The organism is Gardnerella sp. DNF01199S (assembly GCF_049244155.1).
Classification (GTDB): Bacteria; Actinomycetota; Actinomycetes; order Actinomycetales; family Bifidobacteriaceae; genus Bifidobacterium; species Bifidobacterium piotii.
In genome coordinates this window covers 577657-594742 of sequence record NZ_CP058380.1, presented here as the reverse complement: position 1 = coordinate 594742, position 17086 = coordinate 577657, and the positions used below count along the sequence as shown (strand labels likewise).

The window sequence follows — 17086 nt, the reverse complement described above, 5'->3', positions numbered from 1 at the left end:
TATCTATTTTAGAACTTAAAGGTAACTAGTTAACACTTTACATGCGCATTTTGCGAACAAAAAGTGCAAAAGTGCCACTTAGCAGCAACAAAGCCAATGTAGACAGTGTGAATACTATTCCAGCACCAGTCACACCTAACTTTGAAAGCATTCCCTTTGTATTAGTGTTCTTTGAAGAAGATAATGAGTTACTTAAGGAAGAATTAGCATTATTATTAGCATTCTTACTATTGCCATTAACATTGCTACTATTAGCATTACCATTAGCACCTGCATATGCTCCTGAGTTAGTCTCAGAACCATTTACCTCATTATTATCTGCAATATTACTTGCAGATTCATAATCTTCATCACTATACGCAAAAGTAAATCCAGAATGACTTTCAGAATGTCTCAAGTTATATTCTGCGATAGTCTCATCGAATGAAGTTGCATTAGCTGGAATAACCCACACATTAGTCCAAGCAATTTGTAATCCTCTGTTATCAATAAGAACAATTGTATGTTTACCCGAATATCCTTCTGGAATCTCAGCATCAAAATGAGGCTGACCTTTATCGTCCAAAGTAACCTTTACGTAGCTAGCACCATCTTTGCCATGCAACAAAACAGGAAGAGAATAAATGTACGCATATGCATATACAACTTTATTCTTCTTAAGCTGCTTAATAATATCACTATTTTGGCTAAGTCGAAGCTTCATAGGATTTTCGACACCTGCACGGGCAACATTGTTTTCATATTTACCAACTAAAAGATTACTCTTAAGAGCTTTTGTTAATTCAACAACACTCTTAGGAGCTACTGGAACAGGAGTATTTACATCTGGAGGAGCAGGAATTTCTTGCTTCTTTGGAACATTTGGATTCACATTATGACCAGGCACATCTGGCTTAGAATGATCAGGCTTAACTGGTTCAGCATGCTTCTTTTTAACAAACGGAATAGAAGTTCGCTGATTATCTCCAGCAGCTGAGTTTCCAGCATAATCAGTAGCTTCTACGCGAAGAATATGATTACCTTCTGCCAGATCTTTAGCATGAATAACTGCCTTTAATTCCAAATGATCCTTTTCAGGTTTATCTACTTCAGTATAGGAACTATATCCTTGAGTTAACGAAAGCAACGTGCTTTCTACAGGATGAGGAGCTAAATTCGTATTAGAAACAGCACTGATTGGCTTGTCGTCAACATATGCAGCTACGGATTTAAGATTTGCATCTTTAGCCTTTATAGTAACCGTATAGTCACCTTCTACTGATTCATCGTCTTTCATGCTTACATCTACAGTTGGATTTGTTTTATCAACAACAACTGGAATGGAACCATAAACAGATGAATTAACCTTGTCTTCAAGCTCAAGAAAAACATGATCTCCATCTTCTACATCAACATCACGCTCAAATTCTTTTTTGTTTGCTTCTGAACCATCACCATTTTCCAAAGAAGTAAACTCTGCAACAACAGAATGATTAATAGAAAGCCTATATCCAGAAGCATTATCTTGAGCACTACCCTTAAACTTTACGGTATCTTTGTTTGTAAACAATGTATGACCATATAATTGAGGATTAGCAAAAGTAGCTTTTGGAGCTTCTTTATCGAACAAGAAAGCAACAGCAAAGTCCATAAGATTCTTGCCATCAGCAGTTTTTACAACAGCGCGAAAATCATTAATTCCCGTATGCATTGGCAAATCAATAGAGAAACTATGCGCTTGACTGTCTATTTTTGCAGCAATAGCTGGCTCTACCACATACTTGCCATCTTTATTAAGACGCGTAGAAGGAGTAAATTCTACACTCTTGATATCTGGCCCAACAGTACCTTGCAAAGTAAAGGAGTCTAAGCTTGGCCCTGCAGTAATAGGATTAATCATCCAAATATTTGCGCCAAGTGGAGTTACATTACTTGGATAGAACACGCCATTGCTTACTTCCATAAAGTTTGGCTCGTTACGACCCTGAAGCTTAACAGACTTAATTTTAAGATTCTGACCGTTACTTGCGCAGAGAGTAACCTGATACGCCTTAGCAGAAGGCTTTACTGTTACTTCAAATGTTCCATCCGAGTTAATCGTTACTGGATCCTCTTTTGTCTCAGTGTCATCTACATCTTCAGCAGATTCGCTGCTTGAATTAGAAGAACCAGGATCAGTAGAACCAGCTGCTTGCTTCACTTTATCCACTTGGTAACGAATTGTTAGATCAAGCTTTTGCTTAGGCTCAGAACTATCTTTTACTTTGCCTTTTACAGTTACACTACCATCACTTGCAACCGGCAAATTACCGTCACTATCTCCAGTGTCCGTATTAGTAACACTAATACGCGGACGCTCTGGATTGTATGTTAATGCGAACTCTTCACTAGCTATTTGCGTCTTGCATTTATCGTCGGAGAATCCAAGCACCTTTACAGTATTTTCACCACGAACAATCTTTATATTATCAGTGGTAAACTTCGGAGCTTTATTTAGATTCACTTTAACTGTTGTTTTAACAATTGATCCATCGTATTTCTTGTAACTTGCTAGAACTTTCATGGATTTAACATCATCAGAAACATAACCTTCAAGATTTAACTTATTGTCATGCACTACCGATGTTCCAACCATCTTCCCGTCCATTTCCTTTCGACGAGAAATGAAGATTTTATGATCTTTATTAGCAAACACTTTAACTACACGAGTTCCATTCATTCCTGCATCTTTAGCAACAACGGAAATAAATGGCGTTGTGTTACCAACATTTATTTTGCACACACGCTTATGATGTTCTTTATCTAAAGTGCAACTAGTTGCATCATCATACTTAAATACATCATCATCACCAACACGGCGAATAACTGGAAGACCAGGATCTTCACTTAAGTTATCACTTAAAGTGATTGTTACAACGCCATTAGAATCGCGGTCGGAAACATTCACATTAGGACCATGCGTATCTAGAGCAAACTTCATGTCGTAGTTTTGCCACTGGAAGCCTTTGCCCAAACGTGCTTGAATGCGATACACGTAATTTCCATCCTCAAACCGCACAAACTGCGCGATTTTCGGATCATAACGCTTACCGTCAAAACGACCATTCACGCCTTCATGGCCCATTGAATCTGCTGCAGAAGGAAAAGTAGGTCTAGAAACATTGTGGTCTTCACCTAAAACTCGTAATACCTTGCTTGCATTTTCATCCATAATCTCGTAGCGAATGTCTGCCGCACTACGCAATAACGGCACATATGGTGTGATTAAATCATACCAGCCATCATCATTAGGTGAGAACATAAATCGTTTAGATCCATTTATCTTAACTTGCATACTTCCGTCTGCTGAATCAGACATAAGGGCAGTAGTTGAATCAATTTCACCATTACTTTCATCGGCAGACTGGTTCGGAGCTGCAGGAGAAGGATTTTGTGCAGGATTAACAGGCTTATCTGGTTTATCAGCATTCTTATACTTTTCACCAGGTTTAACCAAAATCTGCTCAGCATTCCAATTGCCAACAAAACCAAGATATGGAACAGACAAATCAGGCTGACCTTTAGTCTTAGACTTTAAGCAAGCCCATCCTTCAATGTAATGGTTTTCCCCATATTGAGGATTCAATGTGAAAGTAATATCAACTGTTTTACCAGCCTCTACAGTTACGGAAGACTTATCTGCAGTTAATGTTTCTGTATCATTCACAAATGTGGATGTTTTTTCACCAGGTTTATTCGTCTCGTTTACAACAACCTGATTCGGTATGCTATATTTAACATTCTCAGAACCATAATTGTGCAATGTTACATTAAACTTGCGTTCACCCTGCTTTAACTCATAAAGAGAAACATATGCTTTACTTTCATTACTGCGACTATCTTTAGTAGTTGCAACAACATCCGTCTTAATGGCTTTGTCGATCTGCGCTAAACCAGCGCCAATTTGTCTAGGAGCATACGGAACTTTTTTATTACCATCATCGCGAGTAAGAATCTTAGCTGTATTCATCAACACTTGCTCAATGCGATCAACTAATTCAGAAGACTTAAGTTCTTTGCCCTTAAAACGCTTCTTGTAATTTTCCATCAGCAAAGCAGAAAGACCTGATATATTTGGAGCTGCCATAGAAGTACCAGACATGCTTCTGTACTTATTATCATTCTGCGTAGACCACACATTCCCACCAATACCAGAAATATGAGGCTTAAAATTAAGATCTGGAGTTGGCCCCCAAGACGTAAATCTAGATGGCTTTAACGAATCTGGGTTAGCAATAGCAACAAAATCATTGGTGAAAGTTACTTCAACTTTTCCATTATTCTTCTTGATTGCTTGATAGATTGCCTCACCATCTTCATATCGTATTGATGTTACAAAAACATCTTTAATCTTATCAACTCCTGCCATATCTAGGAATTGAGTAGGATCATCCTTTACGTTGTATACAACAACACCTTCAGCACCTTTTTCTTTTGCGTTATTAACCTTTTCTGTAAACGCAATATCTCCACGTTTAACTAATGCATATTTACCCTTTAGGTCAAGGTCTTTAACGTCATCTTTTTTGCCAAGGTTAATATCAACAATTTCATGTAATCTTCCATCAGCTACACCTGTAGAAAGTGAATAAGGAAAATCATTTTTCTTAGAATCATTAGAATCAGAATTTGTAGCAGATGCATTATTAACAAACCATTGTGCTTTGGTTTGTGTAACTTTTGAATTTTCAACAGAAGCAACACTAAAAGCATCTGGGAAAGAAGATGGAGACCCCAAAGTGCCATCATCCCATTTTCCAAACACATCATCTAATCCACCAGAATTCGAGAAGTTCAATCCAGAATTTCCAGCCGAAACAACAGGCAACACTCCAGCTTTTCTAGCCTTCATTAACGCTAACGCAGCAATACTTGAAGTAGAATCAAGTCCATTATCGGAGCCAATAGACATATTTATAACGTCGGCACCAAGCTTAACAGAATCTTCTATAGCTGCCACAACATCCGCATCACGGCATCCAGGCATATCTGGGTTGTTAGAAAACACTTTCATAGCAAGCAGCTGTGCATTAGGAGCTATGCCATTAACACGATGATTGCTAGTTGCAGGAGCATTTTCTTCATCTCCATTAGCTCCAACAATTCCAGCAACATGCATGCCATGCTGTTCAGCATGATTATCTTTCACTTCATTAGTTTCATCTGCATAATTAAATCCTGCAGGAACTTTATCTGTAAATCCTGGTTGTGGATTTAACTTTTTTGCACTTTTAGCAGATGAATCCAGCTTCATATCTTTACTGTTAATATCAATTCCAGTATCGATTATTGAAACCAACATGCCAGTACCATCTAAGTTTTTATTACTTTCTCGGAAAGCCTGCGTAAGACCCTGAAGCTCACGAGCAAAATTTTCCAGCGGATAATATAAACGCTCTTTTTCTACAGATCTAACTTCTGGCTCATGGCGTAAAGCTTGCATACGGTTTGCTGGAATTGTTGCTTCAAAGCAATTCATTAAATATCCAAGCTGACGTCGAACACTCATATTGTACTTTTTACGCCATTTATCAATTAAACGATTTTGCTCATCTTTATTTGATTTTTCCGATGCAACTGAAGGACGACTCGGCTGCTTACGCAGAGTAACAATAACAGCAATAGGCTTATTGGGCACGCTAGCACTGTTCTTTATAGCATATTTTTCAAGCAATGCAGCTTTATTTGAATCTAAGTATAAATTCTCATCTCTAGTAAGCTTATGGCTTACAGAGTTATTTTTATACATTCTAAACTGCTTTTTAATAGAAGACGCATTTGCATCATTTACATAAGCACTGTTATTACTAACTGAATTCTTAGTATCCGCAGCATTCGCTGCACCAAATGGCACGATAAGGGTTGCTGTAGCAACTCCTAATGCAGCTAAGCGAGTTAAATATGATGCTCTTTTGAACTTCATAAATACGCTCTCCTTCAATGAAATACTTATAAAATATTTTTCACAAGCCTAGCATTGAGGAAAATAAAAAAAAAACATAAATATGTAAATTTTTATGCATAAACAGTTAACAAATACGAATCAACCCACAAAGAACGGCTAAATATAGCCATTTCTAAAGAGAAAATTTTTCAGAATTGCGTTGATTATACAACTATAAATTAACATGTTGTTCACACAAAAGATTGAAAACTCGTTTTTTGTTACTATTTTTTATAAATATTGCTTATATTTATAAACATATGTTACTTTAGCTAAACCTCTTATCGGAATTTTTCCGAGATATGAAATATGCAATTAAAACGTGTTTATAGCACTAACAACAAAATACGACACGCCGTAACTTGCAAATAAATCGATTCTGAGTATAGTTATTACTCGGCTCAAGAAAAAGCCAACGCCCCTTTAGCTCAGTTGGCTAGAGCAGCTGACTCTTAATCAGCGTGTCCAGGGTTCGAATCCCTGAGGGGGCACAAACAAAACCCAAGCTTTACGGCTTGGGTTTTTTCGTATTTAGATTTTTAATTACACAAATATGGGGTTATAGGCCAAAAAGTGTGTAAAGCGGGTTATAGGCCAAAAAGTGTGTAAAGCTAAGCTGATGAATATTCTGGAAATAGAAGTAATCAGCTTAGCTTTTTAATAACTACTGGTAGTATTCACTACTCTTATGAAACTCATTCCAATCAACACCAGTACCATATCTTGCTGATATTCCAAATACTTCATATAATCCTTGATTAGAACGCTCCCAGGCTTGCCTATAGAGTTGTTCTATACGTTTACTAGTAAAAGAATGAATGACTATCCAAGACTTATCTCTTGGCTTACTCGTGTTTAAATAACACCACCAGCATATAGCGTGTATACGTTTTAACAAGCTTAATCCACGATGATTACGTAGCATAGCGCGAATTCTACTATTCATTGATTCAATAGCATTATTAGTTGGTGGAATAGGATGATTGCAATCTTCTGGAGGATTAAGAAAAGTAAACATATAGCCCTCGCGAATACGCCTATCAATCATTGATTTAGCACGAACTAGTCTTTGATGAGTATCAGCAATACTACCATCACAATACTTGCTTTTCTCTTTAAGAAAATCACTCCAAGTATTCACCCAATTATTGTAAGAAATAAGCCAATGACGGGCTTGATCTTCTGTTTTTACGTCAGAAACAATGTTAGCTAATGATAGTAATTGCTTACCAGGAGTAAGACGAGGATTAACTCCAGTTAAGGCTTTAATGTTAAGACCTATATGGAATAAGCAACGTTGTATTTTCGTGTTAGGCCAATATGTTTTTACTGCTTTACGAATACCACCAGAACCATCACAAACTACTACTAGCGGTTCCGCAATACGCTGCATGAGGTAACCCCACGCGCGACTATTCTCACTACGAGCCACGTACCAGCCTAAAACATGTTTACCAGAGTAAGCGATTAATACTACAGATTTACGTCCTAAATGAATACCATCAACATGAATGTAATCATAAACTTTGTCCACGAATGGTACCTGTGGCCATAAGTCCCATAAAAGCTTATTCTTACGTCTTAAGGTACGGGCTGAGAAATCGTATGAATACTTATCCTGAGTCTTATTAGATAAAAGCCAATTTAAGCCAACTGTTAAATCGTTTGATTGTTTATCATACGATCTACTTTTAGAAGCCCCGCAGTTAGGACAACGGTATCTAGTAGTGCCAGCATTGGTGTGACCATTCTTGCTCATTTTGTTATGACAATTAGTTATGACAATTATTGCATAGTGGGTTATTCATACAAATGAAGAATAACCCACATTCGATATACCACGAGCCCTACTGCCATAAGGCTTATGAGCTGATTTTTTACACACTTTTTGTCCGAGTGGCGAATGTGCGTAAAACAGATTCGATTACCGCAAAACGCTTGTATTGCAATGCGTGAGACATGATTTTTTACACACTTTTTGGCCTATAACCCCTAATATGATTCATATATGATTTCTTCCAGTATTCCAACAAAAATCTGAATATTAGAGACGCTTTCTACATTTGCACAATAACGCTTAAAACACAAAAATAAACATTTTACGATGATTATAATAAAGATAAAATTCAAAGAACATAAAACGACACACAAAACGACACACAACGAGCTATGTGCAATTCTTCAATAGAAAATACAAAAGACCCCACGAGTTTCCTCATGGGGTCTTTTCTAAGCCTTAGCTAATATCTTCAGATTAGAAAATCAGAAAATACTAGGCAAGAATCTTGGTCACACGACCAGAGCCAACGGTACGGCCACCTTCACGAACTGCGAAGGTCAAGCCCTCTTCCATTGCGATAGCCTGAATCAACTCAACAGTGAAGGTTGCGTGATCGCCTGGCTGAACCATTTCGATGCCGTCTGGCAAGGTGATAACGCCAGTAACATCAGTGGTACGGAAGTAGAACTGTGGGCGGTAGTTGGAGAAGAATGGCGAGTGACGGCCACCTTCGTCCTTGGTCAAGACGTAAACTTCGCCTTCGAACTTGGTGTGTGGTGTCACAGAACCTGGAGCAGCCACAACCTGACCACGCTCAACATCGGTACGGTTGATACCACGAAGAAGAAGACCAGTGTTATCGCCAGCCTCGGCCTCATCCATCTGCTTGTGGAAGGTCTCGATAGAGGTGACGGTGGTGGTCTGAGTATCGCGCAAACCAACAATCTCAACTGGGGTGTTGATTGGGAGCTTACCACGCTCAACACGACCGGTGACAACGGTACCACGACCGGAGATGGTGAACACATCTTCGATTGGCATCAAGAATGGCTTGTCAAGATCGTGAGTTGGGGTTGGGATGTACTCGTCAACAGCCTTCATGAGTTCCTTGACGGTCTCTACCCACTTGTCGTGATCTGGAGCGTCATCATGCAAAGCGCCGTAAGCGGAAGTACGGATGACTGGGCAATCGCGATCGAAGCCATTTTCGTCGAGGAGGTCACGAACCTCTTCTTCAACGAGGTCGATAAGCTCTTCGTCGTCAACCATATCGCACTTGTTCAAAGCAACAAGAATTTTTGGAACGCCGACCTGCTTAGCAAGCAAGACGTGTTCACGGGTCTGAGCCATTGGGCCGTCGGTAGCAGCAACCACGAGGATTGCGCCATCCATCTGAGCGGCACCAGTGATCATGTTCTTAACGTAATCAGCGTGGCCTGGAGCGTCCACGTGAGCATAGTGGCGTGCATCCGTCTGATACTCGATGTGGGCGATGTTAATGGTAATGCCGCGCTCCTTCTCTTCTGGAGCGGCGTCGATCTGATCGAAGTCATACTGAGGGTTCAGATCTGGATATTCGCCATGAAGCACCTTAGAAATAGCCGCGGTCAAGGTAGTCTTACCGTGATCAACGTGACCAATGGTACCAATGTTAACATGCGGCTTAGTACGCTCGTACTTTTCCTTTGCCATGTGTTTGTCCTCCTGGACGTCTCGTAGTTTGCTTCACACTCTTATGTGAAGCCTCTAGCTACATATTTACTGGGTTTCTGGGTTAGGTGCCACTTCGGTGCCAGAACCCAGTCAACGTACGAAATTCTAGCGTTGACTAGGGACACAAAACACCGAAGTAGCGTGCGCTTTTACTCGCCGCGCTGGGCTTTAATAATCTCGTCCGAAACAGCCTTTGGAACTTCCGCGTAAGAGTCCATCTGCATGGTGAACATTGCACGTCCCTGAGTCTTGGAACGAAGATCACCAATGTAGCCGAACATCTCGCTCAGTGGAACCTTAGCGTCAATAACCTTAACGCCAGTAGCGTCGGTCATAGACTGAATGTTTCCACGACGGGAGTTCAAATCGCCCATAACGTCGCCCATGTACTCTTCTGGAGTACGAACTTCCACGGCCATAATTGGCTCGAGGATTACTGGGTGAGCCTTAGGAGCAGCTTCCTTGAAGCACATGGAACCTGCAATCTTGAAGGCCATTTCCGAAGAATCAACGTCGTGAGTCTGACCGTCGGTAACGGTTGCTTTAACGCCAACCACTGGGAAGCCAGCCAAAACGCCAGATTCCATAGCTTCCTGCACACCTGCGTCGATGGAAGGAATGAATTCCTTAGTAATGTGGCCACCAGTGACCTCGTTAACAAACTGATAGACTTCGCCAGATTCTGGATCGATTGGCTCGAAGTTCATCAAAACCTTTGCGAACTGACCAGAACCACCGGTCTGCTTCTTGTGAGTGTATTCCTGGTTCATAACAGCCTTACGAATGGTTTCGCGATAAGCAACCTGTGGCTTACCAACATTCGCTTCAACCTTGAACTCGCGGCGCATACGATCCACAATAATGTCGAGCTGAAGCTCGCCCATACCAGAAATCAAAGTCTGACCAGACTCTTCATCGGTCTTAACCTGGAAGGTAGGATCCTCGTCGGAAAGCTTAGCCAAAGCCAAGCTCATCTTTTCCTGATCTGCCTTCGTCTTTGGCTCCACAGCAACCTCGATAACAGGATCTGGGAATGTCATGGATTCCAAGGAAATTGGGCTCTTTTCGTCGCACAAGGTATCGCCAGTGCTGACGTTCTTCAAACCGACGAAGGTGTAAATGTTTCCAGCTTCTGCAGAATCTACAGGATTTTCCTTATCTGCGTGCATCTGGAAGATCTTACCAACGCGTTCCTTCTTGGACTTAGTGGAATCGTACACGGAATCGCCTGGCTTAACTTCGCCAGAGTACACGCGCACGAACACAAGCTTGCCATAGAACGGATGAGTGGAGATCTTAAAGACCAATGCAGCAAATGGATCTGTATTTACTGGCTTACGATCAATCTCAACGGATTCGTCGCTTGGATCAAAGCCCTTAATAGATGGAACATCTTCTGGGCTTGGAAGGAAGTCAACAACAGCATCCAGCATTGGCTGAACGCCCTTATCCTTAAATGCAGAACCGCAAGTTACTGGGAAGGCTTCGCGAGCAATAGTAAGCTTGCGAATACCCATGCGAATCTCTTCTTCGGAAAGCTCTCCCGATTCAAGATACTTCTCGAGCAACTCTTCGTCGGCTTCTGCAACCTGATCCATAAGCTCGGCACGATATTCTTCTGCACGCTCTTGCAAGTCGGCAGGAATGTCAACGGTGTCGTAATGAGCACCCATATCGTCCTTAACGTCATTCCAAACGTAAGCCTTCATACGAATCAAGTCAACAACACCAAGGAAGTCGTTTTCAGCGCCGATTGGAAGCTGAATAACGAGTGGCTTAGCGCCAAGCTTTTCCTTAATTGTCTTAACAGAATAGTAGAAGTCTGCGCCCAACTTATCCATCTTGTTGATGAAGCAAATACGTGGAACGCTATACTTATCTGCCTGACGCCAAACGGTTTCGGACTGAGGCTCCACGCCTTCCTTACCGTCGAACACTGCAACAGCACCGTCGAGAACACGCAAAGAACGCTCTACCTCGGCGGTAAAGTCAACGTGTCCTGGTGTATCGATGATGTTGATTTGATAGCGGTCATCTGTGTCATGGGTTTGACGCTGCCAGAAGCAAGTGGTTGCAGCAGACTGAATAGTAATACCGCGTTCCTGCTCCTGCGCCATAAAGTCCATGGTAGAAGCGCCATCGTGAGTTTCACCAATCTTGTAATTCTTACCAGTGTAGTAAAGAATACGCTCGGTGGTAGTAGTCTTACCAGCATCGATGTGCGCCATGATGCCGATGTTACGAACCATATTAAGGTCGTTAAGCACATCTTGTGCCATATTATTATCCTTAGCTCTTTAAGATACCGATTATCTTGTGGATTACCAGCGATAGTGAGCAAAAGCCTTGTTTGCTTCTGCCATCTTGTGGGTATCCTCGCGGCGCTTTACAGAAGCACCCAAGCCATTGGAGGCATCGAGAATTTCGTTAGCCAAACGCTCAGCCATAGTCTTCTCACGACGAACGCGAGAGAAGTCGGTAAGCCAGCGCAACGACAAGGTGTTTGCACGAGCAGGCTTAACTTCGACTGGAACCTGGTAGGTTGCGCCACCAACGCGGCGGGAACGAACCTCGAGGCTTGGACGAATGTTATCGAGAGCGCGCTTCAAAACAGAAACTGGCTCCTGCTCGGTCTTTGCCTTCACCTGCTCAAGAGCGGTGTAGACGATGTTTTCTGCGATGGACTTCTTGCCATCGAGAAGAATTTTGTTAATCAACTGAGCCACGACGGTCGAGCCGTAGATTGGATCAGGAAGCAGCTGATGCTTTTTTGCAGGTCCTTTACGTGACATGTTTTACTTCGCCTTCTTTGCTCCATACAGGGAACGACCCTGCTTGCGGTCCTTAACACCCTGGGTATCGAGAGCGCCACGCACGATGTGGTAACGCACACCTGGGAGATCCTTCACACGGCCACCGCGCACAAGCACAATGGAGTGCTCCTGCAAGTTGTGACCTTCGCCTGGAATATAGGCGGTTACTTCAATACCCGAGCTGAGGCGCACACGAGCAACCTTACGAAGCGCAGAGTTTGGCTTCTTAGGAGTGGTTGTGTACACACGAGTGCACACGCCACGACGCAACGGGCTACCTTTCAAGGCCAAAGTCTTTGACTTCTTAGGCTTGGCCTGACGTCCCTTACGGACGAGTTGTTCAATCGTAGGCAACTTAAGTTCTCCGATTCATTAATGTCTTCTATTTGGTGAAACCGCAGCACTGCAGCACACCTTAAACCTGAATCGGTTAAAGAGAAAAGCCACAGTCCACCGGCCCGATGGCCCTTGCACCTCCAGCCACGCATTACTGCGCGCTATCTTTGGCACTTGGGATATCCCAACCAGCACGCCTATAACATAAGGCACGCCGTTGGCACACACAAACTATTATTATACACATTTGCTTGACAATTAAAAAACCGCTTAAACAAGCTACTCAAGCAAACTATTTAAGAATCGGCCTTGCAGGAGCAGAAACATCCAAAAGCTGACGATTGCCGATTTTACTTGGATCGCTAATAATCGTTTCCACAATCGCCTTTTTAAGCTCCAAATCCGAAGAATCTCCCCAAACAACAATCCTATGAACGTCTCCACTTGGGCCAGGGTAAGAAACTTCTGTTTCAACAGAATCCTGCGTTTTTGCACTAACACGAATAACGTGAGACCTAAAATCTTGAGAAAGCGAGCTTACAATTTTCAACGCTTCCTTAACAGCTCTACTGTTTAGACTTTTACTAACGTCGCTAACTTCTATAACTGGTATTCCGCTTGTAGAAACGTTTTGAACAGCGTTTAAGACTCTACCTTTAACATCTACAGCCGTAAGTTTTCCACCATCTTTTGCTTTAAGCATTGCAGCAGGCTTTTGCGCACGAACAGTTATTTGCAAACCGTGCGGAAATTGCTTTACAACCTTTGTTTCTGTTACACCAGGTATGTTATTTAATTGCTCAATTATTTGTTGAGAAGAAACTAAAAACAGTGACTTATCTACCTGATTAGACGCAATTGACGCGATTTTCTGTTCACTCACCCATTCGTTAGAGCCAAAAATGCGTATATTTTTAGAATCAAGACGGAAAAATGGAGATAAAAACAGCATCCAACAAAGCAAAGCGATTAACGCAAACGCAAGAAAAGCGTAGGCAAATCGCAGCAAAATGGTACGTATTTTAGCAAAATTCTTTTCTTTTTCGCGAGCGCTAAAATCTATTACTTTAGGTCTAGATGCAATTCCAAGAGGACCAGAACTAGACTTTAACGTTTGCTTTACAAAATCAACTACGGAAAGTCTTCTTGCATCTACAAAAGCATTTTTAGAAGATTGATTTTCTAACGAGCTACTCGTAGTCGCTTTTTTGCTATTAGATAAATCATTTTTAGCTAATCTTGTAGAATCTTGTGAGTTTAGATTGGATTGAATTGACCTTTTATGCGCATCAAGATTAGAAGACTTAGAAAAATTAGTAGACTTAGGGAAATTATCAGACTTAGGGAAATTATCAGTCGCAGCAAAGGTATCGCTTGTAACAAAAGTGGATGCAATAGACCTAGTATGCTTAATAGAGCTAGCAGATTTATTAGGATTATTAAGCTCATTGGATTCATCATTGCTGGAAGACTTGCCAAAAATCATTCGACCCATAGCTATCACTCACCTACTTCCACTTGCATCTACACGCGACTTTATTTACTACTTTATTTGCGACTTTATTTGCGACTTTACAGATTGCTTATTATCGCTTGTTTGCCGACTATTATTGCCCATTTAGCTTATTGCTTTAAGCGCAACTCTTCTAGCATAACAGACGTCATAGTGGTAATGCTTCCAGCACCAACCGTAAAAAGTACATCTCCACTATTAGCTCGGCGAGCAAGCATTAAAGCACCATCTTTCATGTCTTCTACAGCTTCAATATTGCAATTAAGCGCACATTCTTTAGCTGCGTTCACAATAGTCGAAGCGTGAATATTTGGAAAATCTTCCTGCTTTTCTCGAGCTGGGAAAATGCCTGTTACGATTACGTCATCTGCAAGAGATAAAGCAGAAGCAAATTCGCGCGCAAAAGAGCGCGTTCTAGAAAACAGATGTGGCTGGAAAAGCACGCGAATCGTAGAATCTGGGTATCTTCTTCTTGCAGCGCGCAAAAGAGCGTCGATTTCTGTAGGATGATGCGCGTAATCGTCTACAACCGTTACTCCGCCAACGCATCCGCGAATGTCAAATCTTCTAGAAGCACCAAGGAAGCTCGAAGCTCCATCTGCTGCATCTTTAGGATTCATGCCCAAAAGTGTTGCTGCAATAATCGCAGCACACGCGTTTCTAGCATTATGTAAGCCTGGAATCATAAGATTAACGCTTATAGAATCGCCGTTAAAGTCAATAGCAAACGACTCACTGCCACTACCCGTCTGTTCGCTTTCGTGATTAATAAACGCAAACTTTACAAGGCTTTTTACTCTATTACTTAAGCAAGAAACACTATTCTTACTACTTGCGTAGGCGATTGTTTTTTTAAGAGAATCATCGCTTAAATCCTCTAAAACAGCGCGAGCGCCATCATCATCTGCACAAATCACAACAAATCCTAGAGCATGGCTTAAATGCTCAACAAACGCTGCGCGATAATTTTGCGCATTTCCATAATGGTCTAGGTGGTCCGCTTCTACGTTTGTAACAATTGCAATATATGGATTGTATTTTTCAAAGCTGCCGTCTGATTCGTCCGCCTCCGCAACCATAACACTTCCGCAACCAGCATGACCTCCGTCAACTTCGCCGCCGCCCTGCGCTTGAATCGAACCGCCAATCGCATAACTCGGGTCTGCTAAATCGCCTTTACCACAAACTTTCAAAATATGAGCCAAAAGAGAGCTTGTTGTAGTCTTACCATGCGCTCCCGCAACAGTCACACCTTTTTTAGAGCTTAAAAGTAAAGATAAAATGTCACTTCTGTGAACAAGTTTTACGCCATTTTGCGCAGCCGCCACTACTTCTGGATTATTTGGCTTAATCGCGCTAGAGTACACAAGAATATCTGCATTTTTTACATGGCTTGCACTTTGACCAATTTGCACATTTATGCCGAGTTCTTCTAAGCGACTTGTGTGGTCGCTTTCTTTACTATCGCATCCGCTTACACTAACGCCTTCTTCGTGCAACATCTCTGCTAAAACGCTCATTCCAGCGCCGCCAATGCCAATAAAATGCACAGAACCTAAAGAATTTACAGTTTGATCTTTACTAAAAGCAGCACAAATAGGATTCATATTAATTTCCATGATTATTTTTTGCTTTCTTTTGCAATCTTAAGAATATGCTCTGCCATTACTCTTGCAGCATTACGAATGCCGTATTTCCAAGCCTTTTCGCGCATCTTGCAAAGCTCGTCTGGGTTATTAAGCAATTTCAACACGTTTGCGCGAATCCAATCATCGCTAAAATCGCAATCGTTTACAATAATCGCCCCCCCTGCGTTTGCAACAGGTTGTGCGTTAAATCGCTGCTCACCGTTTCCAATTGGAAGCGGCACGTAGATTGCAGGAACGCCAATCGCAGAAACTTCTGCAACAGTTCCAGCGCCCGATCGGCAAATAACCAAGTCCGCGCAAGCAAAAGCCCAATCAATTCGCTCTAAATATTCACAAATATGGTAATCACCAAGGCCTGCATGCTCTGGCTTAATGTCGTTTATTTGATTAAGACCAGCCGAACGCTCAACATTATCTTTAACTTCTTTAGATTTTCCGCTACCTGTAAGATGAATGATTTGCGCGCATTTTAGTAAATCGCCAGCAGCAATAGAAACAGCTTCATTAATGCTTTTAGCACCCAAAGACCCGCCAGTTACAAGAATAATCGGCCTGCTAGGGTCTAGTCCAAGATTTTTAGCGCCTTCAAATCTAGCTAAATCAATGTCTTGAGTAATCTTTGCGCATAAATCGGATATGGATTTTCTAAGAGGAAGACCAACTCTTATAGCTTTGCTATTCGACGCTGCCCTTGCGACTAAACCAGTGCCATCGTAAACGCACCCAATCATGCTTGCCCAGCGCGCGCCAAGCTTATTTGCCATTCCAGCGCGCGCATTTTGCTCATGAATCACAATAGGCAAATGCATTCTATGCGCTTGTGCATAAACTGGCGCAGACGCGTAACCGCCAAATCCAACAACAATATTCGCATGCCTTTGCTCAAGAATCTTAGCAACCTTGCGCGTTTCGCGAATCCACTTAAAAGGAAACTTAAGCATGTACAAATTAGGTTTTCTAGGAAATGGAACTTTTTCAATAACGTCTAATGGCAGACCAGACTTAGGAACTAGCGTTTTTTCTAAACCAGCATTAGTGCCAATAACACTGATTTCTACCGACTCATCTAAATCTTTTAATGCATGCGCTACAGAAAGAAGAGGATTAACATGACCAGCAGTGCCCCCGCCTGCTAGAACAACATGCAAAGAATTGCTATCTTTATATTGATCTTGTGCCAATTCAGCCACCTCAATCTGCTTATTTAATAATCCCAATCAGAAATCCCAATCAGAACTAATCTACTTAAAACTTTAATATATGACTTAACAATTAAATATAAATTAAACAAAATTTTTACGAAAAGCGGATTTTATTATT

General features: G+C 41.6%; 8 protein-coding genes, 1 tRNA gene and 1 pseudogene. 1 reads left to right on the top strand and 9 read right to left on the bottom strand.

Going from position 1 to position 17086, the window contains the following annotated elements; translation table 11 throughout:
• Positions 1-37 precede the first annotated feature (37 nt).
• On the bottom strand, positions 38-5941 hold the full coding sequence (locus tag HXT45_RS02280) for a S8 family serine peptidase (RefSeq protein WP_421782123.1): 5904 nt from the start codon (positions 5939-5941) through the stop codon (positions 38-40).
• 438 nt (positions 5942-6379) lie between these two features.
• Between HXT45_RS02280 and HXT45_RS02275 the strand changes: the two genes are divergently transcribed.
• Positions 6380-6453: transfer RNA gene (locus HXT45_RS02275), tRNA-Lys, on the top strand.
• A gap of 173 nt (positions 6454-6626) precedes the next feature.
• Here HXT45_RS02275 and HXT45_RS02270 read toward each other — a convergent pair.
• The 8 genes and pseudogenes from HXT45_RS02270 to HXT45_RS02235 all read right to left on the bottom strand — a co-directional run bounded on the left by HXT45_RS02270 (position 6627) and on the right by HXT45_RS02235 (position 16956).
• Positions 6627-7770 (bottom strand): annotated as a pseudogene (locus HXT45_RS02270) (IS1249 family transposase).
• 464 nt (positions 7771-8234) lie between these two features.
• Positions 8235-9434, bottom strand: a complete 1200-nt coding sequence (gene tuf, locus HXT45_RS02265) for an elongation factor Tu (protein ID WP_102704959.1) — start codon at positions 9432-9434, stop codon at positions 8235-8237.
• A gap of 170 nt (positions 9435-9604) precedes the next feature.
• A complete protein-coding gene (fusA, locus tag HXT45_RS02260) occupies positions 9605-11734 on the bottom strand; it encodes an elongation factor G (RefSeq protein WP_004130136.1) in 2130 nt (709 codons plus the stop codon).
• A gap of 42 nt (positions 11735-11776) precedes the next feature.
• On the bottom strand, positions 11777-12247 hold the full coding sequence (rpsG, locus tag HXT45_RS02255; protein ID WP_004127577.1) for a 30S ribosomal protein S7: 471 nt from the start codon (positions 12245-12247) through the stop codon (positions 11777-11779).
• Positions 12248-12250: 3 nt separating this feature from the next.
• Entirely contained in the window at positions 12251-12622 is a 372-nt protein-coding gene (gene rpsL / locus HXT45_RS02250; RefSeq protein WP_003813881.1) for a 30S ribosomal protein S12, read from the bottom strand.
• Between the two features lie 274 nt (positions 12623-12896).
• Positions 12897-14099 (bottom strand): cell division protein FtsQ/DivIB, encoded by a 1203-nt coding sequence (locus HXT45_RS02245; RefSeq protein WP_116689706.1) that lies wholly within the window; start codon positions 14097-14099, stop codon positions 12897-12899.
• Between the two features lie 128 nt (positions 14100-14227).
• Positions 14228-15736, bottom strand: coding sequence for a UDP-N-acetylmuramate--L-alanine ligase (murC, locus tag HXT45_RS02240; RefSeq protein WP_116689707.1), 1509 nt, complete (start codon positions 15734-15736; stop codon positions 14228-14230).
• 2 nt (positions 15737-15738) lie between these two features.
• Positions 15739-16956 carry a UDP-N-acetylglucosamine--N-acetylmuramyl-(pentapeptide) pyrophosphoryl-undecaprenol N-acetylglucosamine transferase gene (locus HXT45_RS02235; protein WP_165845272.1) on the bottom strand — a complete coding sequence of 406 codons (1218 nt, stop codon included), beginning with the start codon at positions 16954-16956 and terminating at the stop codon, positions 15739-15741.
• Positions 16957-17086: the final 130 nt, after the last annotated feature.